We start from the raw sequence: 25,933 nt of genomic DNA on the forward strand, positions 1-25,933 counted from the left end.
GTGGTCTGGATGAAGCCCATGTGCTGCAAGGCATGCAGCACAAGAGGTGGGCAGCGCCGGATTATGAGGGCTGGAGCGCCGAGACCCGCACCGCGCAGTATTTGAACTCCGGGATCTTGCCAAACGGATCAAGTGCCGCATTGGTCAGCTCGTTGGCTGCCGCCTCGACATAGGCAAACGGAATGAACACCGCGCCCAGCGGCGTGCCGTCATCGCAGCGAACTTGCAGCTCAACTTCGCCCCGGCGTGACGCAATGCGCACGCGTTGCCCGGCTTGCAGGCCGAGTCGGGCTAAGTCGGCGCTGCACATCGACGCGGTGGCCGCAGGTTCGAGCGCATCGAGCACCGTGGCCCGGCGCGTCATGCTGCCGGTGTGCCAGTGCTCCAGCTGCCGCCCGGTAATGAGCACCATGGGGTAGTCGGCATCGGGCTGCTCGTTGGCCGGGATCACCTCGACGGGCACCAGCCAAACACGGCCATCTTGGGTAGGGAAATGGTCATGGAAGACGATGGGTTGACCGGGATCGTCAGCACTCACACAGGGGTAAGTGACCGAGCCCGCGTTCAGCCGCGCCCAGTCAATGCCGCCAATCGCCGGGGCCATGGCCTGACGCATTTCGTCATACACCGCTGCCACGCCATCGTGTTCGCCAGCGTAAGGCCAGCAGAGGCCCATGCGTTCGGCGATCTGCTGAATGATCCACAAATCGGGCTTAGCGTCGCCTGGCGGCAGCACCGCCTGACGGCCCATTTGCACCGTACGGTCGGTGTTGCTGACGGTGCCGGTTTTTTCGGGCCAAGCGCTGGCGGGCAGCACCACATCGGCCAGCCAGGCGGTTTCGGTCAAAAAGATGTCTTGAACCACAAGATGCTGCAAGCTCGCCAGCGCATGGCGGGCGTGGTTCAGGTCGGGGTCGCTCATGGCCGGGTTCTCGCCCATGATGTACATGCCGCGCACCTTGTGCGGGTCGCTCTCAGGTGCAAGCGCCTTGTGCATGATTTCGACCACCGTGTAGCCGGGCTGGTCGTCCAGTGTTGTGTTCCAAAATTTCTCGAACCAGTCGTGCGCCGACTTGTCATTCACGCGCTGGTAGTTGGGGTACATCATCGGGATCAAACCCGCGTCGCTCGCACCCTGCACGTTGTTCTGACCACGCAGTGGGTGCAGGCCCGTGCCGGGGCGACCAATCTGACCGGTGATGCTTGCCAGCGCGATCAGACAGCGCACGTTGTCGGTGCCGTGCACATGCTGGCTCACGCCCATGCCCCACAAGATCATGGCGGCTTTGGCAGTGGCATAGGCCCTCGCCACTTCGCGGATCGTCTCGGCCGGGATGCCGCAAACCAGGCTCATGGCCTCGGGCGTGAAGCCCTGCACATGGGCCTTGAGTTCGGCCACGTTGTCAGCACGTTGGCTCAAAAACTTTTCATCGCACAGGTTTTCGGTGACGATGACGTGCAGCATGGCGTTGAGCAAGGCCACATCGGTGTCGGCCTTGAACTGCAGCGTGCGCCAAGTGTGGCGACCGATGTCGGTGATGCGCGGGTCGGCCAGCACAATGCGGGTGCCGCGCTGGGCGGCGTTCTTCATCCAGGTGGCTGCCACCGGGTGGTTGGCCGTCGGGTTGGAGCCGATCACGATGATGAGGTCTGAATGCTCGACATCGCGCACGGGGTTGCTGACCGCACCCGAGCCCACGCCTTCAAGCAGTGCCGCCACGCTGGAGGCGTGGCACAGGCGAGTGCAGTGGTCCACGTTGTTGCTGCCAAAGCCGGTGCGCACCAACTTCTGGAACAAGTAGGCCTCTTCGTTGCTGCCCTTGGCCGAGCCGAAACCGGCGAGCGATTTGGGGCCATGTTGCTGGCGCAAAGCATTGAGCGGCTGCGTTGCAAGTTCGAGCGCTTCTTGCCAAGTCGCTTCGCGGAAGACCTCGCGCCAATCGGTGTGGCCGTCAATCAGATTCAGGTCCTTGGCCACGCCGCTTTTTCGGATCAGCGGCTTCGTGATGCGGTCAGGGCTGTGGATGTAGTCCATGCCGAAGCGGCCCTTGACACACAAACGCCCTTCGTTGGCCGGGCCTTCGCGGCCTTTGACGCTGACGATCTTTTCGTTTTTGACTTGGAAGCTGACGAGACAGCCCACGCCGCAAAACGGGCAGACCGAGTCCACCTCGCGGTCCACCTTTTGCGGACCCATTTGGCTCTTGGGCATGAGCGCGCCCGTCGGGCAGGCCTGCACGCATTCGCCACAGCCTACACAAGAGCTGCCGCCCATCGGGTCGGCCAGGTCAAACACCACCTGCGTGTGCGCACCCCGGAAGGCCAGACCGATCACGTCGTTGACCTGCAGGTCACGGCAAGCGCGTTCGCAGCGGTTGCACTGAATGCAGGCATCCAAGTTGACGGCCATGGCGGGATGGGACAGGTCGGCGGGGACGGCCTCACGGCGCAATTCAGCGAGTGCGGGGCGCACCTGCACGCCGTGGTGCTCGGCCCACTGACTCAGCTCACCATGCGGGGCTTCGGCACGGTCATCGAGCCATTTGTAGCCTTGCTCAGGCAGATCGGCCAGCAACATCTCAAGCACCATTTTTTGGCTTTTGACGGCACGTTCGCTGTCAGTGCGCACCTGCATGCCGGGTGTGGCACTGCGGCAGCAGCTGGGCGCGAGGGTGCGCTCACCGGCGACCTCGACCACACAGGCGCGGCAGTTGCCGTCGGGCACCAAGCCCTCCTTGTGGCACAAATGCGGAATGGACAGCCCCAAGTCTTTGGCGATGTTGAAAATGCTTTTGCCAACGGGTGCCTCGACGGCTTGGCCATTGAGCGTGAATTGAACGGTGCTCATGCGCGGCCCCCCACTTCGTGCGGAAAATAATCCAGCACACATCGGATCGGGTTGGGTGCGGCTTGGCCCAAGCCACAAATGGAGGCATCGCCCATGACCTGCGCCAAGTCTTGCAGCGTGTCAGCATCCCACAACCGGGCGGCCATGAGTTGCGCCGCTTTGTCGGTGCCCACGCGGCAGGGGGTGCACTGGCCACAGCTTTCGTGGGCAAAGAACTTCATCACATTCAAAGCCGCTTCGCGGGCACTGTCGTCCTGGCCCAGCACCATCACAGCGGCCGAGCCGATGAAGCAGCCATGCGGTTGCAGGGTGTCGAAGTCAAGCGGCACATCGGCCAGGCGGGCAGGCAAAATGCCGCCACTGGCCCCTCCGGGCAAATAGGCATACAGCGTTTGCCCCTCGGCCATGCCGCCGCAGTATTCGTCCACCAGTTCGCGCAGCGTGATGCCCGCAGGTGCGAGCTTGACACCCGGCTGGCTCACACGCCCGCTCACGCTGAAGCGGCGCAGGCCTTGGCGACCATGACGCCCATGTGCGGCAAAGCTGGCAGCACCCTGCTCAAGCAGCTCGCGAATCCAGTAAAGCGTCTCAAAGTTGTGCTCCAGCGTCGGTCGGCCAAACAGGCCCACCTCGGCGATGTAAGGCGGGCGCAGCCGTGGCTCGCCGCGCTTGCCCTCAATGCTTTCGATCATGGCGGATTCTTCGCCGCAGATGTAAGCCCCCGCACCCCGGCGCAACTCGATGCGCGGCAAGGCGCAAGGCGGGTTCAGTTTCAACGCGGCCAATTCTTCGGTCAGCAACACGCGCGCTTCGTGGTACTCGTCACGCAGGTAGATGTAGACCGCTTCACAGCCCACCACGCTGGCAGCTATCAGCACGCCCTCCAAAAAACGATGCGGGTCGGCCTCTAGACAGGTGCGGTCCTTGAAGGTGCCGGGCTCGCCTTCGTCGATGTTCACGGCCATCAGGCGCGGGCCTGGCTGGCTGCGCACGATGCGCCATTTGCGCCCAGCCGGAAAACCCGCGCCGCCCAAACCGCGCAGGCCCGAGGACTCCAGGCATTCGATGACCGATTCGTGGTGTTTCAAATCCGCCGCCACCTGCAAAGCCAACTGGTAACCACCCGCCCGTTGGTAAGCGTCGAAGCGAATGGCCTCTGGCAAGGGATTCGGTGCTGTCTGCTGTGCGGTCACACGCTGGGTCACCGCCGCCACCGTGGCTTGCGCCACAGCCTGCTGGCCCACTTGCACGGCCGGTGCCTGCTCGCAACGGCCCAGGCAAGGCACCGGCACCACCTTCACATTCAGCAACTCGTTTTGCAATTGGCGCAGCAAGGCGTTACTGCCTGCCAGGGTGCAGCTCAGGCTGTCGCACACGCGCACAGTGATGCTCGGGGCGACTTCGTTGTCTTTCAGGATGTCGAAGTGGTGGTAGAAAGAAGCGACTTCGAACACCTCGACCACGGGCAAACGCATCTCGGTGGCCAGTGCCACGATGTGGCGTTCGAACAGGCCATGAAAATGGTCGTTGAGCACATGCAAGTGCTCGATCAGCAAATCGCGGCGATGGCCGTTTAAGGGCGGCAAACCGATCAGGCCCTGCACCTCGGCGCGGGCCTCGGGCGTGGACTGACGGCCTTTGAGTTGCGACCGGGGCTTGCGCAATTGGTCACGCAGCGCATTCAGTCCGATACGGGTTTCAGAAATGGAATCGGTCTGCATGCGAAATTGTCACATCCGTTTGAGAAATTCATGGCGGCCATGAACAAGCGCTGATAAAGACTGGCCCCTGGCATACCCGCAGATCGAGACCTTCAGGTGCTTCATGAGGCGATGCGCTTAGATCAGTAAGTCTCAAGGTGCAGGCGGCCCTCTTTTTTGAGCGTGCCTCCGATGGCGTCCCAGTCAAGACCCGCGTTTTGTGCGATGTCGCGCAAGGCCATGACCACGCCCTCTTCCATGCTTTTAAGGCCACACACGTAAAAACAGGTGTTGCCGTCTTTGAGCAAAGCCGCCACATCGGCAGCACGGTCGCGCAGGGCATCCTGCACGTAACGCTTGGTCTTGCCCTCTTCGCGCGAGAAGGCGAATTCGGTGTCAATAAAATCTTTGGGCAGGTTGTTGAGCGGGCCAAAGTAAGGCAACTCGGCAGGTGTTCGAGCACCAAAGAAAAGCATCAACTTGCCACCCTCGAACTTGCCGCTGGCACGCAGGCGGCGACGCCATTCGGTCATGGCCCGCATGGGGGCTGACCCCGTGCCGGTGCAGATCATGACGATGTTGCTCTTGGGGTGGTTGGGCATGAGGAAGCTCGCGCCAAACGGCCCGATCACCTGGACCTTGTCACCCACATTCAAATCGCACATGTAGTTGGAGCCGACACCGCGCACGGGTTGGCCGTCGTGGTCTTCGAGCACGCGCTTGATGGTCAGCGACAGGTTGTTGTGACCCGGACGCTCGCCATTGCGGGGGCTGGCAATTGAGTATTGCCGAGCGTGGTGTGGCTTGCCTTTGGCATCTTCGCCGGGTGGCAGGATGCCGATCGACTGGCCTTCGAGCACGGGGAAAGGCAGGTTGCCAAAATCCAGCACGATGTGGTGGGTGTCGTATTCCTTGCCCACTTCGGTCACGCGCAGGTTGCCGGTCACGGTGGCAGTGATGGTTTTCTCTGCGGCTTTGGGGCCATACAGGTTGGTGTAAGCGTGGGCAGCCGACCACGGGGGAATGGTCGCACCAAATTGGGCCGAGTTGAAAGCCGAAGCGGTGGCGGTACTCACAACAGATGCGGCCGAGGCGGCATCGGCAGAACTGTCTTGCGTTGTCGCAGCGTCACCGGATTCACCACCGGCAGCCGCCAGCTCTGCATCATTGAGCTCGGCAGGCAGTTCATCCCACTTGAGTTGTTCTTCGATGCTGTAGGCCTTGGCCTTGGGCATCATGCGCCAGTTGTCAATCGAGCCTGTGGGGCATGGGGAGATGCAGTCCATGCACGAGTTGCAGATGTCGGCCTTAACCACGTAGTTGAGCGAGTCATGGGTGATGGCCCCGACCGGGCAGATCGCCTCGCAGGTGTTGCAGCGGATGCAGATCTCGGGGTCGATGACGTGCTGTTTGATCAGGGTCGATTCAGTGCTCATGTCTTGGCTTTCTTGTTGTGTCTTCGACTTTTGTTTTTGGTTTGCTCAGGTCCGCAACGCCATGGCTGGGGGCCATAGCGTCGCTCAGTGCCTACTCAAGCGCATGGAGTCTACCGGCACCCTTATGCACAGTGCACACCATGCCATTGAAAGGGCAAGGGGTGGGTGACGATTTTCGGTACCCCGTCATGAGGAACCCGCCCCTTGCCCTTTCAATGGCTGCCTTCCATCAAGGCAACACATTCAAATCACAAAGCAAACCCCATGCAGTTGACAGAGGAAGGGGCGGGTGAAAATTTTTCGGTACCCCGTATGAGAAACCCGCCTCTTCCTCTGTCAACTGCTGCCCCCGCAACCAAGCAGGAGCAGCAGTCGATCAAAAGCTCAACGCATCAGTTGAAACGGACGTAATCAAAGTCCACGGGCTGACGGTTGATGCCCATGACGGGTGGCGCGATCCAGTTGGCAAACTTGCCTGGCTCAACGACACGGCCCATCAGGCTGGCCACGTAAGCGCGGTCTTCGTTGGTAGGCAACCACTCACCCACCTGCGCCATCCACTGCTCATCGGTCACCACACGGCCATCGGGCGTGATCTTGGAGCCGGACAAAGAGCCGATGTTGCGGTGGAAAGCCTTGTGTGGCGCGGTCAATGTGAAAGGAATGCCTGCCTTGGAGATCACACGGTTCCAGCGCTCGATGCCGCCTTTGGAATCGGTGATGTAGTCGTCGCGCAGCACTTCGTTCAAAGCGTTGAGCATCGGCACTTCTTTTTCGATCAATTTGCCGTCTTCGACCGACAGGATCTTGTAGCTGTTGCCCTTCAGGACGTGGTCATCACCCCGCTTGCCTTCTTCGTAGCGGCCTTTCAAGCCAGAGCTGTAGAAGGTGGCGGCATTAGACGACTCGTCGGCACCGAACAGGTCGATGGTCACCGAAAAGTGGAAGTTGATGTAACGCTGGATGGTCGGCAGATCGATCACACCGGCAGCGCGCAGCTTGGCCACGTCGTCGGTTTTGAGCTGATTCATCACGTCGACTGTGCGCTGGATGGTGCGGCTCACGCCGGACTCGCCCACAAACATGTGGTGCGCTTCTTCGGTCAACATGAACTTGGTGGTGCGGGCCAATGGGTCGAATGCCGACTCGGCCAATGCGCACAACTGGAACTTGCCGTCACGGTCAGTGAAGTAAGTGAACATGAAGAACGACAACCAGTCAGGCGTCTTCTCGTTGAAGGCTTGCAAGATGCGTGGGTTGTCATCGTTGCCGCTGTTGCGTTGCAACAAGGCATCGGCTTCTTCGCGGCCATCTTTGCCGAAGTATTTGTGCAGCAGATAGACCATGGCCCACAGGTGACGGCCTTCTTCGACGTTGATCTGGAACAGGTTGCGCAAGTCGTACATGCTGGGCGCGGTCAGGCCCAAGTGGCGTTGCTGCTCAACAGACGCTGGCTCGGTGTCGCCCTGGGTCACGATGATGCGGCGCAGGTTGGCGCGGTGTTCGCCAGGCACGTCTTGCCAGGCTTTTTCACCGATATTGTCGCCAAAATGGATCTTGCGGTCTTGTTCACCGGGGTTCAGAAAAACGCCCCAACGGTAATCGCGCATCTTGACGTGACCGAACTGGGCCCAGCCTTGCGGGTCCACGCTCACGGCGGTGCGCAGGTACACGTCCATGTCGGTGGAGCCTTCGGGGCCCATGTCGTCCCACCAGTTGATGAAGTTGGGCTGCCACTGCTCGAGGGCACGCTGCAAGGTACGGTCTTCCGACAGATTGACGTTGTTGGGAATTTTTTCGCTGTAGTTGATACCGGACATGAGAGTCTCCAGAAATTAAAGCAACGGTGGGGTCAAATTTCGGTTGCAGCAGGCACCACCGGGAAGCCTGCTGCACAACGCAAAAACATCAGACGCGGTTCATGTCGAACTGAACTTTTTCGCCTTTGCCGTAAACCTTCAAGGCCCCTTTTTCGCCCACGGCGTTGGGGCGCTGGAAGATCCAGTTTTGCCAAGCAGTCAGGCGACCAAAAATGCGGGTGGCCATGTTTTCTTTTTGGGCAAAACGCAGGTTGGCTTCCAGGCCAGTCAATGCATCGGGCGACATGGAGGTGCGCTCTTCCAGAGCCAGGCGAATTTCGTCGGCCCAGTCGATGTCATCGGGTGCCGCTGTCACCAAACCCAAGGCCAGCGCCGCGTCGGCGTCCAGCGCCTTGCCGATGGCACCGCGTGCAGCGTCCATCGCAGGCACTTCTTCGTAAAAACGGCGCTGCAGACGGGTCTGGTCATTGACCATGGGGAAGAAACCGAAGTTCATTTCGTTCAACTGAATCTTGGGGGCCTTGTCAGCGTCGTCCGGCAAAGCCAGCATGTAGGCGCGGTCAGCACAGAAAGCCAGCTCGGCGAGTGTGCCGACAAAACATGTCCCTTCTTCGACCAAGGCGAACAGGCTGCGCGAGGTCACGTCCATGCGGGCCAGGGTGCGGCGCAGGTGGCCGATGGTTTCACGCACGAACCAGTGGTCTTTGTTAGCCAGCATGGTCGCGTCGGACGCCAACACAGCGGCGGCATCACCGGACGTCTTGATGATCCAAGTCCCCATTTCGAGTTCGTTGGTGCGCATGTGCAGGATGGCGTCGTCGAGTTCACGCACCATTTGCAGCGGCCACCAGTTCACACCTGCGGCTTGAATGCCTGCGATGTCGGTGGGTTGCGCTGTGGCCGGGGCCTTGACCGTGAAGGTGGCGATGCGCTTGGCGCGGTCGATCTCTACAGTCACGTTGGTGTAGCTCAGGCTGTCGGCCGCGATGGTGCGGTTCAAAGGTGTCAGGGTCACGCCTTTGACACCGACAGGGCGGTTGCTGCCAGCGGCCAGCTGGGTGGCGCGGGCCTGAACAGCCTCTTTGAACAAGGCCGGCTTGGCCACCGCGTCCACCAGCCGCCAGTCCACTGCTTTTTGGCCGCGAACGCCTTCGACGCTGGTGCAGAAAATGTCGGCCAGGTCGTGGCGCACATGGCGCTTGTCGGTCACGCGGGTCAAGCCGCCTGTGCCAGGCAAAACGCCCAGCAAAGGCACTTCAGGCAGTGACACGGCGCTGGAACGGTCGTCCACCAACACGATTTCATCGCAAGCCAGGGCCAGCTCGTAGCCACCACCCGCGCAAGCGCCGTTCAGGGCGGCGACAAATTTCAGGCCATCGTGCTTGCTGGAGTCTTCGATGCCGTTGCGGGTTTCGTTGGTGAACTTGCAGAAGTTCACTTTCCAGCCGTGGCTGGAAACGCCCAACATGAAGATGTTGGCACCGGAACAGAACACGCGGTCTTTCAGGCTGGTCACCACCACCGAGCGCACTTCTGGGTGCTCAAAACGGATGCGCTGCAAAGCGTCGTGCAATTCGATGTCCACGCCCAAGTCATAGCTGTTGAGCTTGAGTTTGTAACCAGGGCGAAGGCCGGCGTCTTCGTTGATGTTGATCGACAGGGTGGCGATCTCGCCGTCAAAGGCCAGGTTGATGTGCTTGTATTGAGAAGGGTTGGTTTGGTAGTCAACCTGTGGCGCTGCGGTCATGGATGTCTCCGTTAAGGGGTGGTGGATTTGATTTCTGTCAAAAAATGCATTTCACTGCATGTTGAGCTGAAGTTTAGTGCAGACACCCCGGAACAGCAACATGCACTTTATTGCATTTACTAAGTGTTTTCCCTAGGAAATGAAATATCACCACGGCATCAAGCCGGCAATTGCAAATGTTGGCGAACCGAAGTACGCAAGGCGTCAAATGCCTGGTCTTCGGTGCGCGCACTCGTATTGATAGCGAGATCGGCTTTGGAATAAAAGGCCGAGCGCCCTTCCAGAATGCGCTTGAGGTCTTCCATCGCCTCGCGGCTGGCAGCCATGGGGCGCATGTCGCCTTGAGCGGCCACGCGGCCCATGTGGTCGACCGCATCGGCTTGCAACCAGACGGTGGTGCAGTGCGAGAGCAGCAAGTTGAAGTTGGCCGAATCGGACACCAGACCGCCGGGGGTGGCGATCACCACTTCGGGGTAGATCTGGATGGCTTCTTCCAGAGCGCGACGCTCGTAACGGCGGTAAGCGTTGGCACCGTACAGGTTGTGGATCTCACTGATCTGGCAGCCCGCAAACTGCTCAATCTCGCGGCTGAGCTCAATGAAGGGAAAGCCCATGTCATTGGCCAGACGCTGCCCCAGCGAGGTTTTGCCCGCGCCACGCAGGCCAATCAAGGCGATGCGGTTTTTGCGCTCTTGCGCGTTACCGCCCTCGCCAAACATGTCGCTCAACTGCACGCGCACGCGGCGCAAATCGGCCTCGCTGCGTTTGGAGAGCAATTCACGGATCAGCAACCATTCGGGCGAAGTGGTGGTCACATCGCCCAGCAACTCGGCCAGCGAGCATTGCAGGGCATTGGCCACTTGCAACAACACCAACACCGACACGTTGCCGGTGCCGTATTCGAGGTTGGCCAAGTGGCGCTCAGACACGTCGGCCGCCACCGCCACGGCGCGGCGCGTCATGCCCTTGCGCGAACGCAAAGTGCGCACCCGATCACCCAGCGCTTCCAGAAACGGACTGCGCTTGGTCTCGGGCTCGGACGGCTCCATCAACGTGGACTCTTGAGATGTCATGCTCAACCTTTGATTACAAACAAGGGAAAACCCTTAAATTTCAACAACCCCAAAACATGCACTTTAATGCATACTCACAGGCAAGCACAATAGTGCATCAGCTGCTGTTTATACCGCCAACTGAACAGCAAGAACAGTTTTTTGTTGCATGCCAGTGCATGCTCACCCGAAACGGTCGTCTTCAATCGACCCTCTGAAAGCCAAGCACATGACCACCTCTTTGCTCCCCAACTTCATCGCAGGCCGCTGGCAAACCGGCACGGGCGAAGGCACGCCCCTGTTTGACCCCGTGCTGGGCACCGAGTTGGCCCGCGTCTCGAGTGCAGGCATCGACTTGGCCGAAGGCTTTGCGTTTGCCCGCGAACAAGGTGGCGCTGCGCTGCGCGCAATGAGCTACGGCCAGCGTGCCAGCTTGCTGAGCAAAATCACCGATGTGCTGCAGGCCAACCGCGACGCTTATGACCAGATCGCCACCGCCAACAGCGGCACCGTGGCCAAGGACTCGGGTGTGGACATTGATGGCGCCATCTTCACGCTGGGTTATTACGCCAAACAAGGTGCAGCTTTGGGCGAAGCCAAGCTGCTGCTGGACGGTCAGCGCATCCGCATGGCCAAAGACCCGGCCTTCCAGACTCAGCACATCCAGGTGCCCACCCATGGCGTGGCTTTGTTCATCAACGCCTTCAACTTCCCCAGCTGGGGCCTTTGGGAAAAAGCAGCCCCGGCTTTGCTGTCGGGCGTGCCCGTCATCATCAAGCCCGCCACCGCCACCGCGTGGTTGACCCAGCGCATGGTCAAAGACGTGGTGGATGCGGGCGTGTTGCCTGTCGGTGCGTTGTCGGTCATTTGCGGCTCGTCAGCGGGCCTCATGGACCAGCTCAAATCGTTTGATGTGGTGTCGTTCACCGGCTCAGCCGAGACCGGCAAGATCATCCGCAGCCACCGCGCCGTGACCGAGCTGTCGGTGCGCTGCAACATCGAGGCCGACAGCCTGAATTCGGCCCTGCTGTCACCCGCAGCCACGGCCGAGAGCGAGGCTTTCAAGCTGTTGGTGAACGAAGTCAGCCGTGAGATGACTGTCAAATCAGGTCAAAAATGCACCGCCATCCGCCGCATCTTTGTGCCTCGCGCTTTGTACAAGGCCACGGCTGAGGCCATTGGCGCGAAACTCGCCAAAACCACCGTGGGCAACCCCCGCAACGACTCCGTGCGCATGGGCGCTTTGGTCAGCCAGGAACAAAAAGCCAGCGTACTGGCAGGTTTGGTTCAGCTCAAGACAGAAGCTACCGTGCTGTTTGATGGCAGCGCCACCGCACTGGTGGACGCCGACGCATCGAGTGCCTGCGTCGCCCCTGTGCTGCTGGGCACTGAAACGCCCATGACTGCCCAAGTGCTGCACGCGGTCGAGGTGTTTGGCCCGGTGTCCACCCTGATGCCTTACGACAGCATTGAAGAGGCTTACACCATGATCCGCCGGGGCGAGGGTTCGTTGGTGTGCTCGGTCTACAGCGAAGACCCCGTTTTCACGGTCCAGGCTTCGGTCGAATTGGCCAGCAGCCACGGGCGTGTGCATGCGATTTCGCCCGATGTAGCGGCCCTGCACAGTGGCCACGGCAACGTGATGCCCATGAGCCTGCACGGTGGCCCCGGCCGAGCCGGTGGCGGCGAAGAACTGGGTGGCCTCAGGGCGCTCAATTTCTACCACCGCCGCAGCGCCGTTCAAGGCAGCTCGCTGGCCCTGGACCAACTGGCGACACAAGGCATGGCACTGCCCCTGTGAACCGGCAACGCGCCCCGTTAAATCCCCTATGGCCAGAACAAAAAATCTGGCCAACATAACAAACACCCGAGGAGACAAACATGACCCGCACCGTGAATGCACCATCTGCAGACTTCAACTTTGCACAACACCTGATCGCCAACAACGCCTCACGACCGAACAAAACCGCCTTGATCGACGATGTGGGTTCGGTGACCTATGGCGAACTGACCGAACAGATTCGTCGATTTGCGGGCGGCCTCAAGGCCATGGGCCTCAAACGCGAAGATCGCGTATTGCTGCTCATGCATGACAGCAGCGACTGGGTCGTGGCCTTTTTGGGCTCGCTTTATGCGGGCGTGGTCCCCGTGGCAGTCAACACCTTGCTCACAGCCGAAGACTATGCCTTCATGTTGACCAACAGCCGCGCCCAGGCGGCACTGGTATCAGGCGCTTTGCTGCCCACCTTGCAAGCCGCGATGGACCAGGTCAAAACCGAGGTGCAGCATGTGGTGGTTTCGCGCCCCAGCGCTGCGCTTTCGCAAGGACAATTCGACATGGCCGATTTCGTCCGGCAAAGCAACCCCGCGTTGCCCGCGTCCACGCTGGCGGATGAACCGGCTTTCTGGCTGTATTCATCCGGCTCCACGGGCAAACCCAAAGGCACTGTGCACAGCCAGGGAAACCTTTACTGGACGGCCGAGTTGTATGGCAAAGACGTGCTTGCACTGCGCGAAAGTGATGTGGTGTTTTCGGCGGCCAAGCTGTTTTTCGCCTATGGGCTGGGCAATGCCCTGACCTTCCCCTTGAGCGTGGGCGCGAGCGTGGTGTTGATGGCCGAGCGCCCCACCCCCTTGGCCACATTCAAGCGCATGGTTGATCACCAGCCCACCGTGTTCTATGGTGCGCCCACTGGCTACGGCGGCATGCTGGCCAGCCCTGACTTGCCCGCAAAGAACCGGGTCGCCCTGCGCCTGTGCTCGTCGGCGGGTGAAGCACTGCCACGCGACATCGGCGAGCGCTGGACCGCCCACTTTGGCTGCGAAATCATTGACGGGATCGGATCGACCGAAATGCTGCACGTCTTCCTGTCCAACCGCCCCGGCGACGTGCGCTACGGCACCACTGGCAAAGCCGTATCAGGCTACGAGGTGGAGTTGCGCAACGAAGACGGCAGCGTAGTCACCGGCCACAACGAAATCGGCGACCTCTACATCCAAGGTCCCAGCAGTGCGCTCATGTACTGGAACAACCGCGAAAAAACCCGCGACACCTTCCAGGGTGTCTGGACCAAGAGCGGCGACAAGTACACCCGCGACCCCGACGGCTACTACACCTATGCGGGCCGCAACGACGACATGCTCAAGGTCAGCGGCATCTATGTCTCGCCTTTTGAAGTTGAGGCCACCTTGGTGCAGCACCCAGCCATTCTGGAAGCGGCCGTGATCGGCAAGGAAGACACCGACGGTCTGACCAAGACCAAGGCCTTCATCGTGCTCAAACAGGGCCAAAGCCTGACGCAAGACGAAGTCAAAGCTTTCGTCAAAGAACGCCTGGCACCCTACAAATACCCACGATTCATTGAATTTGTGGCGGAATTGCCCAAAACAGCCACGGGCAAGATCCAGCGATTCCGATTGCGGGATCTGGAAAAGACAGCCCACTCATGAAACAAAAGCCTCGGCTGTTAATGCACGGGCAGATGTCAGATCAGGTGTCCTTGCTGACCTTGATGGTCGGGAACTTGGACGAAAAATCCTTGGCCTTGGCTGCGATCTTGACCGCCACCTGACGCGCAACAGCCTTGTAAATCTGGGCCACCTCGCCGTCAGGATCGGACACCACCGTGGGCTTGCCGTTGTCGGCCTGCAGGCGAATTTGCATGTCCAGGGGCAACGCGCCCAGATAGTCCATGCCGTACTCGGCGGCCATTTTCTTGCCGCCATCGGCGCCAAAAATGTGCTCCACATGGCCGCAATTTGTGCAGACGTGCACAGCCATGTTTTCAACCAAGCCCAAAATCGGCACGCCGACTTTCTCGAACATCTTCACGCCTTTTTTGGCATCCAGCAAGGCAATGTCTTGCGGCGTGGTCACGATCACCGCGCCCGTCATGGGCACGCGCTGCGACAAGGTCAGCTGGATATCGCCCGTGCCGGGTGGCATGTCCACGATCAAATAATCGAGTTCTTTCCAGTTGGTCTGACGCAGCAGCTGCTCCAGCGCTTGTGTGGCCATAGGGCCGCGCCAGATCATGGCCTCGTCTTGGCTGACCAGAAAACCGATCGACATGACCTGCACGCCGTAGTTCTCCATGGGGTCCATGGTCTGGCCGTCTTCGCTTTCGGGGCGGCCCTCGATGCCCATCATCATGGGTTGGCTCGGGCCGTAAATGTCGGCATCCAGCAAGCCCACTTTGGCACCCTCGGCCGCCAGCGCCAGCGCCAGGTTGACGGCGGTGGTGCTTTTGCCCACGCCACCCTTGCCCGAAGCCACGGCCACGATGTTTTTGACCTGCGGCAGCAGCGCCACGCCGCGCTGCGCCGAGTGGGCTGCGATCTTGCTGATCACATTAGCCGACACGTTGGTCACGCCCGCCACGCCCTTGGCTGCGGCAATCAGCGCCTGGCGCAGCGCCGGGATCTGGCTCTTGGCGGGATAGCCCAGTTCCACATCAAAGGACACATCACCGCCCTCGACCACCAAATTCTTGAGGGCTTTGGTAGACACAAAGTCCTTTGCGGTGTTCGGATCGATCACGGTTTGCAGGGCTTGGAGCAATTGTTCTGAGCTGGCCATCGGAATTCATTCACAAAAAAAGGTACCGAAGTCTACCCAAGCGCGGGTGTCCCCTGATTTCTCATGGTTGAAACGCCGCTAGGATGGACGTGATGAGTGACACAACAGGATTGATACTTTCAGGCGGCGGGGCCCGTGCCGCGTACCAAGTTGGTGTGCTCGCCGCCATCGCTCGCATGCGACGCGAAGCCGGCGCAGCCCAGGGCAATCCTTTTCCGGTGATATCGGGCACCTCGGCCGGCGCCATCAACGCCGCTTTTTTAGCCTGCCGTGCCGATCATTTTGACCAGGCCATGGAAGACCTCGTCCATGTTTGGAGCCACTTTCAAGTCGAACAAGTCTACCGATCTGACATCCTGGGCATGATCCGTTCAGGGGCACGCTGGGTGTCTCTGCTGTCACTGGGCTGGTTGATCACGCAAAAACGACTCCGCCCCAAATCGCTGCTGAACAATGACCCTTTGCGCGATTTGTTGCAAGAACGCATTGACCTGGAACGACTGCCACGCCTGCTTCGGGATGGGCATTTACAGGCACTCGCCATCACAGCGTCCAGCTACAGCACGGGCGAACACGTCACCTTTTATGAAAGCTGTCGCCCGGTCACCCCCTGGGTCCGGAACCAGCGATTGGCTCAACATGGCCGCCTGTCGCACCCACATTTACTCGCCAGTTCAGCGATTCCGTTCATTTTTCCGGCCATGCGGCTCGAGGGCCCTCAGGGAACAGCCTATTTTGGTGATGGCTCAATGCGGCAGACGGCCCCGATTTCACCGGCCATCCACTTGGGTGCCAGCAAAATCCTGGTCATCGGGGCTGGCCGCATGCTGGAGCCTCGCCAGGTGTCTACGCAAGAACCCTCGTACCCTTCTTTGGCCCAGATTGCCGGGCACGCTTTGTCGAGCATCTTTCTGGATTCATTGGCGGTTGATGTCGAACGCATGCAACGGATCAATCAGACCTTGCAACTGATTCCCATTGAAAAACGCCTGGACACCCACCTGCGACCCATTGAACTGCTGCTGATCGCCCCATCACAGCGGCTGGATGAAATCGCTGCTCGACACGCCGACGCCTTGCCGCAAACGGTCAAAAGCCTGCTGCGCACCCTGGGGGCAAGCCAGACCACTTTTCACGGGCAAGGCAATGCACTGCTCAGCTACCTGCTGTTTGAAGCGGCTTACACCCGTGAACTGATGGCCTTGGGCGAATCCGATGCCCAACAACAACGGGACGAGATTGCGCGGTTCTTTGGCTGGACCGCCAAGGCCTGATGGCCACAGAGGCGGCCATCCGGCACAGCGGAGCCGCAGGCTGTTAGCGTCTAAAATCAAAAGCTTGCCTTCAAGGTTTCAAGCCACCCCCGACATGTCCAAGCGCCAACTCTTCGTCACCACCGCCCTGCCCTACGCCAACGGCAACTTTCACATCGGCCACATCATGGAATACATCCAGGCCGACATCTGGGTGCGTTACCAAAGAATGCAGGGCAACCAGGTGAACTTTGTGGGTGCCGACGACACGCACGGCGCACCGATCATGATCGCCGCCGAAAAAGCCGGCAAGACACCCCAGCAGTTCGTGGCCGACATCGCGGCGGGCCGCAAGCCCTATCTGGACGGTTTTCACATCGCTTTTGACAACTGGCACAGCACCGACGCGCCGGAAAACCACGAGTTGGCCCGCCAGATTTACCGGGACCTGCGCGACATCAGCGCTGCTGATGGCGGCTCACTTATCGAAGTGCGTGCCGTCGAACAGTTCTTCGACCCCGAGAAGAACATGTTTTTGCCCGATCGCTTCATCAAAGGCGAGTGCCCCAAGTGCCACGCCAAAGACCAGTACGGCGACAACTGCGAGGTCTGCGGCGCGGTCTATGCCCCGACCGACCTGATCAAGCCGTTTTCGGCCCTGTCGGGGGCCAAGCCCGAGCTGAAAACCTCGGAGCACTTTTTCTTCAAGCTGTCTGACCCGCGCTGCGTGGCGTTTTTGACCCAGTGGACGCAAGACGGCAAACTGCAGCCCGAGGTGGCCAACAAGGTCAAAGAATGGTTCAGTGTGCGCACCAACCCCGATGGCAGCACCAGCGAAGGCTTGGGCGACTGGGACATTTCGCGCGATGCGCCCTACTTCGGCATCGAAATTCCGGATGCGCCGGGCAAATACTTTTATGTCTGGCTGGACGCGCCTGTGGGCTATCTGGCATCACTCAAAAACCTGCTGGACAAACGCGGTGAAGACTACGACGCCTACATGGCCAACCCGAATCTGGAGCAGATCCACTTCATCGGCAAGGACATCGTCACCTTCCACACCCTGTTCTGGCCCGCCATGCTGCACTTTTCTGGCCGCAAGACGCCCAACAAGGTGAACGTGCACGGCTTTTTGACGGTGAACAACGGCGAAAAAATGAGCAAGAGCCGGGGCACGGGCCTGGACCCGCTCAAGTACTTGAGCCTGGGCATGAACCCCGAGTGGCTGCGCTACTACCTGGCCGCCAAGCTATCAGGCCGCAACGAAGACATCGACTTCAATGCCGAAGACTTCATGGCCCGCGTCAACAGCGACTTGGTGGGCAAGTTCATCAACATCGCTTCACGCTCGGCCGGGTTCATTGCCAAGCGTTTTAACGGCCAACTGGGCACCGTCAGCGCCGACGGCCAAGCCCTGCTGGCGGCACTGCAAAGTGCAACGCCCGGCATTGCCGCCTTTTACGAAGAACGCGAATACGGCAAGGCTCTGCGCGAAGCCATGCTGCTGGCCGACAAGGTCAACGCCTATGTGGACCAAAACAAGCCTTGGGAGCTGGCCAAGCAAGAAGGCATGGATGCACGCCTGCACGATGTGTGCAGCGCCTGCATCGAAGCCTTCCGCCTGCTCACGCTGCAGCTCAAACCCGTGCTACCCGCTTTGGCCGCTCAGGTCGAATCGTTCTTGAACGTCGCCCCCTTCACCTTTGACGCAGCGCAGACCCTGCTGGGTGCAGGCCACGGCATCAACGCCTACCAGCACCTGATGCAGCGTGTGGACATCAAGCAACTTGAATCGCTCTTTGAAGCGCCAGAGCCTGTTGTGCCTGCACTCGTCCCCGGTGGCGAACCGATTGCAGAGACCATCTCCATCGACGACTTTGCCAAGGTGGACCTGCGCATCGCTGAAATCGTGAACTGCGAACCGGTGGAAGGCTCGGTGAAGCTCTTGCGCCTGACACTGGATGTGGGCGAAGGACGCACCCGCAATGTCTTCAGCGGCATCGCCAGCATGTACAAGCCCGAAGACCTGATCGGCAAACTGACGGTGATGGTGGCCAATTTGGCACCGCGCAAGATGAAATTTGGCGTGAGCGAGGGCATGGTGCTGGCCGCCAGCCACGCCGATGAAAAAGCCGAACCGGGCATCCACGTGCTGCACCCTTGGCCCGGTGCCAAGCCCGGCATGCGGATTCACTGATCCCTGAGCACACCCGAAACGCTGCACATGTTCCCCCTGATCCGTGGATGGACCGATGTGCAACGAAGCCCCGAGGCCTTGGCTGTGCTGCTCTGGCTGCTGAGCCTGCGCCCCTTGCTTGATGACTTGCTTCAACGTGCCGCGTGATTTTCGGCCACGCCTTGAATAAACACCATCCCATGAACTGGCCACAAGCAACCCACTTTTTCAGACCCCGATTGCTGGACAGTCTGGCCGGCTACAACCGCCAACGCTTGACCCAAGACATTGGCGCGGGCATTACGGTGGGGGTGGTTGCTTTGCCGCTGGCCATGGCCTTTGCCATCGCCTCGGGCCTGAAGCCCGAAGCGGGCCTGTTCACCGCCATCATTGCGGGCTTTTTGATCTCGGCCTTGGGTGGCAGTCGCGTTCAAATTGGCGGTCCGGCAGGTGCGTTCATCGTCATCGTCTACGGCATCGTCGAGCGCTACGGCCTGGCCAACCTGATTCTGGCCACGGCCATGTCGGGGGTTTTGCTTTTTTTGATGGGCTTGTTCCGGCTCGGCTCTTTGGTCCGTTTCATCCCGGTGTCGGTCGTGATCGGCTTCACCAACGGCATCGCGGTGCTGATCATGCTGTCGCAGGTCAAGGACTTGATGGGTCTGAAAATTCAGGCTATGCCCGCGGACTTTTTCAGCATGCTGAATGTCTTGGGCCAAAACCTGCACACCGCCAATCTGGCCGCATTGCTCGTGGCCTTGGGCTCTTTGTCGCTGCTGGTCGGCTGGATGCGTTTGGGCCGCCGCCTCGAAAACACCGCTTACCGCTGGGTCAGCTTGGTGCCGGGCTCCATCATTGCCTTGCTGTTTGCCACGCTGGCTTGCCTGGGGCTGTCCTTGCCGGTGGAAACCATCGGCAGCAAATTCGGTGGCATTCCGGCGGTCATGCCCAGTTTCCAGTGGCCTGCGTTCAGCTGGGACAGTGCCCGCTTTTTGCTCATGCCCACGCTGACCTTGGCGCTGTTGGGGGCGATCGAATCGCTGCTGTGCGCTCGGATTGCCGACGGCATGATCGGCGACCGACACAACCCCAACCAAGAGTTGATGGCGCAGGGCGTGGCCAACTTTGTGACCCCTTTCTTTGGAGGCATGCCGGCAACCGGCACGATTGCCCGAACCATCACCAACATCAAAAGCGGGGGCAGCAGCCCCATTTCGGGCATGGTGCATGCACTGACCTTGCTCGCCGTGGTCTTGCTGGCGGCGCCTTTGGCCGGGCACGTGCCCTTGGCGGCGTTAGCGGCAATATTGTTGTTTGTGGCCTGGAACATGGGCGAATGGCGCGAGTTTTTGCTGCTTCGCCATTACCGCCTGCCCTACCGCGCCACCTTGTTGGCGGTGTTCTTTTTGACGGTGGTGTTTGACCTCACGGTCGCTGTGGAGGTGGGCCTGATCACAGCCTGCCTGACCTTCATTTACCGAATCTCGAGCCTGAGCCGCAGCGAACCCGTCAGTGGTCTGGAGCATCCCGGACTGGCAGGGCACGAGGCCCAGATTCAGGCTTGGCGCTTGTACGGAGCGCTGTTTTTTGGGGCCGTCAAGTTGATCGAGGACATCGAAGACAAGACCCACACCCCCGTGCTGGTGCTTGACCTGAAAAACGTGATTTATGTGGATTCTTCGGGGGCCGATGCCCTGATGAACCTGATCGACACCTGCCGTAAAAAAGAGGTGCAGCTGATCATTTGTGGTTTGTTCCACCAACCTCTGGACATCGCCGGACGCAGTGGCCTGCTGGAACACCTGGAAGGGCGGCTCGAGCCAGACCTGCCTGCCGGCCTGCAGCGGGCCGTCAGCTTGGTGATGCGTCCGGGCCAGTAAAATCCTCACCTTCGGTTTGCAGCGTGCCTGATTGAGCACCCGGCTCACCCCACTTTGTCTGCCAGAAAGTCCTCCATGTCCATTTTTCGCCGTCCTGACTACACCTCGGACACCACACAGTTCATTGAGCAACTGAAGGCGCACCGCCCCGAGCTCGAAGCCGAGCAGCGTCAAGGCCGTGCTTTGCTGTGGGACAAACAACTGAGCCGTAACGAACAACAAGAATTCAAAGAAGCGCGTGTGGCCCAAAAGCCCTACGTTTACCAGACCCAACCGACCTGAATTTCAGGCTGAGCGCTGCGCGGGCGAACCCATTTCCTGCTGCGGCGTTCACCACTGGCTCGCCCATGACCGCTTTCACCCCACCCACCGAGCTGCCTGTGCCGCTGCAAGACGCACCTGCGTCCATGCCACTGGTGGTTGACCATGTGGCCGTGGCCCGTTTGTATGGCGAACCGCTGTTTTCGATGCCTACCGACCTGTACATCCCGCCGGATGCGCTGGAGGTGTTTCTGGAGGCTTTCGAAGGCCCTCTGGATTTGCTGCTCTATTTGATTCGAAAACAAAACTTCAACATCCTCGACATTCCGATGGCAGGCGTCACGCGCCAATACCTGACCTATGTTGAAGAAATCCGGCAGCGCAATCTGGAACTGGCGGCCGAATACCTGCTGATGGCGGCCATGCTGATCGAGATCAAATCGCGCATGCTGCTGCCGCCCAAAAAGGGGGCCGAAGGCGAAGAAGCCGAAGACCCACGAGCCGAACTGGTGCGCCGTCTGCTCGAATACGAGCAGATGAAGCTCGCCTCCATGCAGCTGAACATGATTCCTCAATACGGTCGCGATTTTTTGCAGACCCAGGTCTACATTGAGCAAAGTCTGCAACCGCGCTTCCCGGACGTCAGCATGGACGAACTGCAAGCGGCCTGGCGTGACATCTTGAAACGCGCCAATTTGGTTCAGCACCATAAGATCAGCCGCGAAGAACTGAGTGTGCGCGAGCACATGACCATCGTGCTCAAGCACCTGCAAGGCCGCAAATTTGTGGAGTTTGAGCACCTGTTCGACCCCACCTTAGGCACGCCCGTGCTGGTGGTGACCTTCATCGCCCTGCTTGAACTGGCCAAAGAAACCCTGATCGAGATCACCCAGGCCGAGGCCTTTGCGCCCATTTATGTGCGACTGGCTTACACGCCCAACTGAGCCCGGAACCCCTCACTGATCTTGCCCACAGGCCAACGCTTTTGCTCGAACGATGCGGGCGACGCAACAAGTTCACAGCAGCGCCACAGCCAACGACCCACCGCGACTTTATCCATGCTCATCGCCCGCTCCATCGCCGAACTGCGCCAGCACCTGGCCCACAGCAGCCGCCCCGCCTTTGTGCCCACCATGGGCAATTTGCACGCAGGTCACACCACTCTGATCGACCGAGCCAAACCGCTGGGCGACTGCACCGTGGCCAGCATCTTCGTCAACCGCTTGCAGTTTTTGCCCCACGAAGACTTTGACAGTTACCCCCGCACCTGGGAAGCCGACTGCGCCAAGCTGGAGGCCGCAGGCTGCGACGTCGTGTTTGCCCCGCGCGAGACCGACCTGTACCCCGAGCGCCAAACCGTCAAGGTTCAAGCCGACCCGGTGCTGGGCGACATCTTGGAAGGCGAATTCCGCCCGGGCTTTTTCACGGGTGTGTCCACCGTGGTCATGAAGCTGTTCATGAGCGTGTTTGCAGGCAAGGCCGAGGGCGTGGCCGTGTTTGGTAAAAAGGACTACCAGCAGCTCATGGTGATCCGCCAGATGGTGCGCCAGTTGGCGCTGCCCCTTGAAGTGATGGGCGTCGAGACCTGCCGGGCTGCCGATGGCCTGGCCTTGAGTTCGCGCAACGGTTACCTGTCAGAAGCCGAACGCGCCGAAGCGGTGCAACTGTCATTGGCTTTGCGTGAACTGGGGCGAGATGCCTTGGCGGCTGCCGATGCGCTGCACACCCATTTGCCCGCACTAGAGGCCAAGGCCATGGCAGGCCTGCGCCAACGTGGCTGGCAAACCGACTACCTCACGGTTCGCCGTCGCCACGACCTGCAAGCGCCGCAGGCGGGTGATGCGCTGGTGGTGTTGGGCGCGGCAAAACTGGGTGCCACACGACTGATCGACAACTTCGAAATCTGAGTCCACCGTCACGGCTGATCAGAGGTCTTAAACAGCTTCGCCCCGAGGCCCGCGACCCATCAAGACCTGCACCGCCTCAGACGCCTTCAGACGTCCATCGAGCAGCGCGACCACTGCCTCGGTGATGGGCATGTCAACGCCCAAACTCTGGGCGCGTTGCCACACAGTGCGCGCGCTGTAGACGCCTTCGGCCACATGACCCAGTGAGGTCACCGCCTGCGCCAGGCTCAGGCCTTGCGCCAACAACAGGCCTACTTTGCGGTTGCGGCTGAGGTCACCTGTGGCGGTCAACACCAAGTCACCCAAGCCCGACAGGCCCATGAAGGTTTCTGGCTTGGCACCCAGTGCCAGGCCCAAACGGGTCATTTCGGCCAGCCCACGTGTGATGAGTGCCGCCCGGGCGTTCAACCCCAAGTCCAGGCCGTCACAAAGACCCGTGGCAATGGCCAGCACGTTTTTGACGGCACCACCGACTTCAACCCCGACGATGTCGTCGTTGGCATACACACGCAGCGCAGCGCCATGAAAAGCCTTGACCAGCGCCTCGCGCACCGACGCGTGCGCACTGGCGGCCACCAGAGCGGTGGGCTGGCTGCGGGCCACCTCTTGGGCAAAGCTGGGCCCATTCAAAGCCCCGGCCAGCAGCGCGGGCGCGACCTGAGCTTGCACCTCATGCGGCATGAGGCCCGTGTCGGCCTCAAAGCCTTTGCTCAACCAGGCCACAGAGGCGGGCACACCCTGCAGCGCTTGCAAAGTGCTGCGCAGGCCAGCCATGGGGGTGGCGATGATGAACAGGTCTTCGGCGCTGGCGTGTTGCACCAGCGAGGCCAGCGGGCCCGACGTGATGGCCAGATCGGCAGGCAGCGCGATGCCAGGCAAATAGCGCTCATTACTGCGCTGCTGCTGCATGGCTTGCGCCTGGGCTGCGTCGCGTGCATGCAGACTCACCCGGTGGGCCATAGGCTGGCGACTGGCGGCAATGGCCAGCGCTGTGCCCCAAGCCCCCGCACCGATGATGGTGATCTGCATGCCGGGCGCGTGCTGTTTTTACTGCTGAGGGGCCGCAGCTTGCTGGGCTTGCTGCTGCTCGTACATGGCCTGGAAGTTGATTTCGGCCAAGTGCACAGGCGGGAAGCCAGCACGGGTAATCAAGTCGGCCACGTTGCCGCGCAGATAGGGGTAAACGATTTGCGGGCAGGCGATGCCCATGATGGCACCCATCTGGTCTTCGGGCACGTTGCGGATTTCGAAGATGCCGCCTTGCTTGCACTCGACCAAAAACACGGTCTTGTCGGCGATTTTGGTGTGCACTGTTGCGGTCACGCAGACTTCGAACACGCCATCGGCCACGGGGGTGGCTTCCACGCCCAACTGAATGTCCACGCTGGGCTGCTGCTGCTCCAGCAAGATAGCGGGCGAATTGGGCTGCTCGAGTGAAGCCTCTTTCAGGTAAACGCGCTGAATCTGAAAAACAGGGGCTTGGGCTTCGGTGTTGACAGCGGTATCGGTCATGAAAATCTCTTCAAAAAATACGGGCAGTTCACAGAGAACCGCCCAAGGATGAAACAGGTGAATTATCGGCGATCAGAATCAGGCCTCGGCCCGAGGCCTGCCTGTGAAAACCCTAGGGCGTCAGTGACAACCCACGCGAGTTCAGGCCGCTTGCAACAAAGGCAGCAAACCGCCTTTGGCATCGAGCGCCATCAGGTCGTCGCAGCCACCCACATGGGTATCGCCCACATAGATTTGCGGCACGGTGCGGCGGCCGGTGGTCTGCATCATGTGGTCGCGCTGAACAGGGTCCAGGTCGATGCGGATTTCTTCAATCTGCTCAACGCCTTTGGCTTTGAGCAATTGCTTGGCACGGATGCAATAAGGGCAAACGGCGGTGGTGTACATCTTGACGGCTTGCATGAGGTGCTCCTTGAATCAGGCTTTTTCAACAGGCATGCTGGCCGCTTGCCAGGCATTGAGTCCACCCGACAAAGACTGCACATTTTCAAAACCCAGCTTGCGGGCAGTCGCTGCAGCACGGGCCGAACGCGCGCCCACCTGGCAAACCATCACCACTTGGGCCGATTTACTTTTGACCAGTTGGGCCAATTTGTCTTCGAGTTGGCCCAAGGGCAGGTTTTTGGCACCGATCACATGGCCACGCGCAAATTCGTCGGGCTCGCACACGTCAATCACGATGGCTTTTTCGCGGTTCATCAGCTGCACCATGTCTTGGGGGCTGAGGCCACTGCCTTTGTTCAGAACAGGAAAAAGCAAAGCCACGCCCGAAGCCAAAGCCACGGTGATGAGCATCCAGTTGTCGAGGAGAAATTTCACGAATCAGACCTTTGTAAGCCAAAAAACACCGGTCCGTCAGCGGACCGCCAAGCAGCGATTCTAAAATGATGGACTTGTCCTCTGTTTTGACCCCTTGTTTTTACAGCCCAGCTGTTGCCTCACCATGTACAAAATCGTCCTCATCCGCCACGGCGAATCCACCTGGAACCTCGAAAACCGCTTCACGGGCTGGACCGATGTCGACCTGACCCCCACCGGCGTAAGCCAGGCCATGTCGGCCGGTAAGCTGCTCAAAGCCGAAGGCTGGGACTTTGATCTTTGCTACACCTCGGTCCTCAAACGCGCCATCCACACCCTTTGGTACACCCTGGACGAGATGGACCGCACCTGGCTGCCGGTGGTCAAGGACTACCGCCTGAACGAGCGCCACTACGGTGCCCTGCAAGGCCTGAACAAGGCTGACATGGCCAAGCAATTCGGCGATGAGCAGGTGCTCATCTGGCGTCGCAGCTACGACACGCCTCCTCCGGCGTTGGAAGCCACAGATCCCCGCTGCGAGCGCAGCGACCGGCGCTATGCCAATGTGGACGTCGAATCGGTGCCACTGACCGAGTGCCTGAAAGACACCGTGGCCCGCGTGCTGCCCGCCTGGAACGACAGCATCGCCCCCAGCATCAAGGCCGGCAAGCGCGTGCTGATCGCGGCGCACGGCAACTCGATTCGCGCCCTGATCAAGTACCTGGACGGCATTTCGGACACCGACATCGTGAACCTGAACATCCCCAACGGCATCCCGCTGGTGTACGAGCTGGACGACAATCTAAAGCCCATCCGCCACTACTACTTAGGCGATGCCGAAGCCGCAGCAAAAGCCGCTGCCGCAGTGGCCAACCAAGGCAAAGCCTGAGCCAAACCGACCTTGCACAAGGTGATTTATGGTTCGGACAAACACCCGTCACTGGCGGGTGTATATTGGGCCGCT

General features: G+C 60.2%; 20 protein-coding genes. 9 read left to right on the forward strand and 11 right to left on the reverse strand.

Annotation, left to right across the window (positions count from 1 at the left end):
• Positions 1–61 precede the first annotated feature (61 nt).
• The 6 genes from fdhF to BN3544_RS06060 form a co-directional block, all read right to left on the reverse strand.
• Positions 62–2,848 (reverse strand): formate dehydrogenase subunit alpha, encoded by a 2,787-nt coding sequence (gene fdhF, locus BN3544_RS06035; RefSeq protein WP_019430057.1) that lies wholly within the window; start codon positions 2,846–2,848, stop codon positions 62–64.
• Positions 2,845–4,569, reverse strand: a complete 1,725-nt coding sequence (locus BN3544_RS06040; protein ID WP_019430058.1) for an NADH-ubiquinone oxidoreductase-F iron-sulfur binding region domain-containing protein — start codon at positions 4,567–4,569, stop codon at positions 2,845–2,847. The genes fdhF and BN3544_RS06040 overlap by 4 nt, the downstream gene beginning before the upstream one ends.
• A 122-nt stretch (positions 4,570–4,691) precedes the next feature.
• Positions 4,692–5,984, reverse strand: a complete 1,293-nt coding sequence (gene boxA, locus BN3544_RS06045) for a benzoyl-CoA 2,3-epoxidase subunit BoxA (protein WP_019430059.1) — start codon at positions 5,982–5,984, stop codon at positions 4,692–4,694.
• Positions 5,985–6,376: 392 nt separating this feature from the next.
• Positions 6,377–7,804 carry a benzoyl-CoA 2,3-epoxidase subunit BoxB gene (gene boxB / locus BN3544_RS06050; protein ID WP_019430060.1) on the reverse strand — a complete coding sequence of 476 codons (1,428 nt, stop codon included), beginning with the start codon at positions 7,802–7,804 and terminating at the stop codon, positions 6,377–6,379.
• An 88-nt stretch (positions 7,805–7,892) separates the two neighbouring features.
• The gene (boxC, locus tag BN3544_RS06055; RefSeq protein WP_019430061.1) at positions 7,893–9,551 is read right to left on the reverse strand and encodes a 2,3-epoxybenzoyl-CoA dihydrolase; all 1,659 of its coding nucleotides are present in this window, start codon (positions 9,549–9,551) and stop codon (positions 7,893–7,895) included.
• 158 nt (positions 9,552–9,709) lie between these two features.
• Entirely contained in the window at positions 9,710–10,624 is a 915-nt protein-coding gene (locus BN3544_RS06060) for a helix-turn-helix transcriptional regulator (RefSeq protein ID WP_019430062.1), read from the reverse strand.
• 208 nt (positions 10,625–10,832) lie between these two features.
• Here BN3544_RS06060 and BN3544_RS06065 point away from each other — a divergent pair, with 208 nt between their 5' ends.
• Positions 10,833–12,404: a 3,4-dehydroadipyl-CoA semialdehyde dehydrogenase gene (locus BN3544_RS06065; protein WP_019430063.1), complete on the forward strand. Its 1,572-nt coding sequence runs from the start codon at positions 10,833–10,835 to the stop codon at positions 12,402–12,404.
• Between the two features lie 80 nt (positions 12,405–12,484).
• The gene (locus tag BN3544_RS06070) at positions 12,485–14,053 is read left to right on the forward strand and encodes a benzoate-CoA ligase family protein (protein WP_019430064.1); all 1,569 of its coding nucleotides are present in this window, start codon (positions 12,485–12,487) and stop codon (positions 14,051–14,053) included.
• 40 nt (positions 14,054–14,093) lie between these two features.
• Here BN3544_RS06070 and apbC read toward each other — a convergent pair whose 3' ends face one another.
• Positions 14,094–15,182: an iron-sulfur cluster carrier protein ApbC gene (apbC, locus tag BN3544_RS06075; protein ID WP_019430065.1), complete on the reverse strand. Its 1,089-nt coding sequence runs from the start codon at positions 15,180–15,182 to the stop codon at positions 14,094–14,096.
• Between the two features lie 83 nt (positions 15,183–15,265).
• Between apbC and BN3544_RS06080 the strand changes: the two genes are divergently transcribed.
• The 6 genes from BN3544_RS06080 to panC all read left to right on the forward strand — a co-directional run bounded on the left by BN3544_RS06080 (position 15,266) and on the right by panC (position 22,659).
• Positions 15,266–16,456 carry a patatin-like phospholipase family protein gene (locus BN3544_RS06080; protein WP_026036665.1) on the forward strand — a complete coding sequence of 397 codons (1,191 nt, stop codon included), beginning with the start codon at positions 15,266–15,268 and terminating at the stop codon, positions 16,454–16,456.
• Between the two features lie 94 nt (positions 16,457–16,550).
• Complete coding sequence (metG, locus tag BN3544_RS06085) at positions 16,551–18,632, forward strand: methionine--tRNA ligase (protein ID WP_059355983.1); 2,082 nt, start codon at positions 16,551–16,553, stop codon at positions 18,630–18,632.
• Between the two features lie 179 nt (positions 18,633–18,811).
• The gene (locus BN3544_RS06090) at positions 18,812–20,491 is read left to right on the forward strand and encodes a SulP family inorganic anion transporter (RefSeq protein ID WP_019430069.1); all 1,680 of its coding nucleotides are present in this window, start codon (positions 18,812–18,814) and stop codon (positions 20,489–20,491) included.
• Positions 20,492–20,566: 75 nt separating this feature from the next.
• On the forward strand, positions 20,567–20,773 hold the full coding sequence (locus tag BN3544_RS06095; RefSeq protein ID WP_019430070.1) for a DUF3460 family protein: 207 nt from the start codon (positions 20,567–20,569) through the stop codon (positions 20,771–20,773).
• A gap of 65 nt (positions 20,774–20,838) precedes the next feature.
• Positions 20,839–21,696 (forward strand): segregation and condensation protein A, encoded by an 858-nt coding sequence (locus BN3544_RS06100; protein ID WP_019430071.1) that lies wholly within the window; start codon positions 20,839–20,841, stop codon positions 21,694–21,696.
• Between the two features lie 114 nt (positions 21,697–21,810).
• Positions 21,811–22,659: a pantoate--beta-alanine ligase gene (gene panC, locus BN3544_RS06105; RefSeq protein ID WP_019430072.1), complete on the forward strand. Its 849-nt coding sequence runs from the start codon at positions 21,811–21,813 to the stop codon at positions 22,657–22,659.
• A 27-nt stretch (positions 22,660–22,686) separates the two neighbouring features.
• Here panC and BN3544_RS06110 read toward each other — a convergent pair whose 3' ends face one another.
• The 4 genes from BN3544_RS06110 to BN3544_RS06125 form a co-directional block, all read right to left on the reverse strand.
• Complete coding sequence (locus tag BN3544_RS06110; protein ID WP_019430073.1) at positions 22,687–23,688, reverse strand: NAD(P)H-dependent glycerol-3-phosphate dehydrogenase; 1,002 nt, start codon at positions 23,686–23,688, stop codon at positions 22,687–22,689.
• A gap of 18 nt (positions 23,689–23,706) precedes the next feature.
• Entirely contained in the window at positions 23,707–24,171 is a 465-nt protein-coding gene (secB, locus tag BN3544_RS06115; RefSeq protein WP_019430074.1) for a protein-export chaperone SecB, read from the reverse strand.
• A gap of 141 nt (positions 24,172–24,312) precedes the next feature.
• A complete protein-coding gene (gene grxC / locus BN3544_RS06120; protein ID WP_019430075.1) occupies positions 24,313–24,573 on the reverse strand; it encodes a glutaredoxin 3 in 261 nt (86 codons plus the stop codon).
• 15 nt (positions 24,574–24,588) lie between these two features.
• Positions 24,589–24,990: a rhodanese-like domain-containing protein gene (locus tag BN3544_RS06125; RefSeq protein WP_026036667.1), complete on the reverse strand. Its 402-nt coding sequence runs from the start codon at positions 24,988–24,990 to the stop codon at positions 24,589–24,591.
• Positions 24,991–25,114: 124 nt separating this feature from the next.
• Here BN3544_RS06125 and gpmA point away from each other — a divergent pair, with 124 nt between their 5' ends.
• Positions 25,115–25,858 carry a 2,3-diphosphoglycerate-dependent phosphoglycerate mutase gene (gene gpmA, locus BN3544_RS06130; protein ID WP_019430077.1) on the forward strand — a complete coding sequence of 248 codons (744 nt, stop codon included), beginning with the start codon at positions 25,115–25,117 and terminating at the stop codon, positions 25,856–25,858.
• Positions 25,859–25,933: the final 75 nt, after the last annotated feature.

Source organism: Limnohabitans sp. Rim47, from assembly GCF_001517545.1.
GTDB lineage: Bacteria > Pseudomonadota > Gammaproteobacteria > Burkholderiales > Burkholderiaceae_C > Limnohabitans_A.

Bases quoted from the DNA above. Each gene is read 5' to 3' on its own strand.
- fdhF (WP_019430057.1), bottom strand. From the start codon at position 2,848: ATGAGCACCGTTCAATTCACGCTCAATGGCCAAGCCGTCGAGGCACCC.
- BN3544_RS06040 (WP_019430058.1), bottom strand. From the start codon at position 4,569: ATGCAGACCGATTCCATTTCTGAAACCCGTATCGGACTGAATGCGCTG.
- boxA (WP_019430059.1), bottom strand. From the start codon at position 5,984: ATGAGCACTGAATCGACCCTGATCAAACAGCACGTCATCGACCCCGAG.
- boxB (WP_019430060.1), bottom strand. From the start codon at position 7,804: ATGTCCGGTATCAACTACAGCGAAAAAATTCCCAACAACGTCAATCTG.
- boxC (WP_019430061.1), bottom strand. From the start codon at position 9,551: ATGACCGCAGCGCCACAGGTTGACTACCAAACCAACCCTTCTCAATAC.
- BN3544_RS06060 (WP_019430062.1), bottom strand. From the start codon at position 10,624: ATGACATCTCAAGAGTCCACGTTGATGGAGCCGTCCGAGCCCGAGACC.
- BN3544_RS06065 (WP_019430063.1), top strand. From the start codon at position 10,833: ATGACCACCTCTTTGCTCCCCAACTTCATCGCAGGCCGCTGGCAAACC.
- BN3544_RS06070 (WP_019430064.1), top strand. From the start codon at position 12,485: ATGACCCGCACCGTGAATGCACCATCTGCAGACTTCAACTTTGCACAA.
- apbC (WP_019430065.1), bottom strand. From the start codon at position 15,182: ATGGCCAGCTCAGAACAATTGCTCCAAGCCCTGCAAACCGTGATCGAT.
- BN3544_RS06080 (WP_026036665.1), top strand. From the start codon at position 15,266: ATGGACGTGATGAGTGACACAACAGGATTGATACTTTCAGGCGGCGGG.
- metG (WP_059355983.1), top strand. From the start codon at position 16,551: ATGTCCAAGCGCCAACTCTTCGTCACCACCGCCCTGCCCTACGCCAAC.
- BN3544_RS06090 (WP_019430069.1), top strand. From the start codon at position 18,812: ATGAACTGGCCACAAGCAACCCACTTTTTCAGACCCCGATTGCTGGAC.
- BN3544_RS06095 (WP_019430070.1), top strand. From the start codon at position 20,567: ATGTCCATTTTTCGCCGTCCTGACTACACCTCGGACACCACACAGTTC.
- BN3544_RS06100 (WP_019430071.1), top strand. From the start codon at position 20,839: ATGACCGCTTTCACCCCACCCACCGAGCTGCCTGTGCCGCTGCAAGAC.
- panC (WP_019430072.1), top strand. From the start codon at position 21,811: ATGCTCATCGCCCGCTCCATCGCCGAACTGCGCCAGCACCTGGCCCAC.
- BN3544_RS06110 (WP_019430073.1), bottom strand. From the start codon at position 23,688: ATGCAGATCACCATCATCGGTGCGGGGGCTTGGGGCACAGCGCTGGCC.
- secB (WP_019430074.1), bottom strand. From the start codon at position 24,171: ATGACCGATACCGCTGTCAACACCGAAGCCCAAGCCCCTGTTTTTCAG.
- grxC (WP_019430075.1), bottom strand. From the start codon at position 24,573: ATGCAAGCCGTCAAGATGTACACCACCGCCGTTTGCCCTTATTGCATC.
- gpmA (WP_019430077.1), top strand. From the start codon at position 25,115: ATGTACAAAATCGTCCTCATCCGCCACGGCGAATCCACCTGGAACCTC.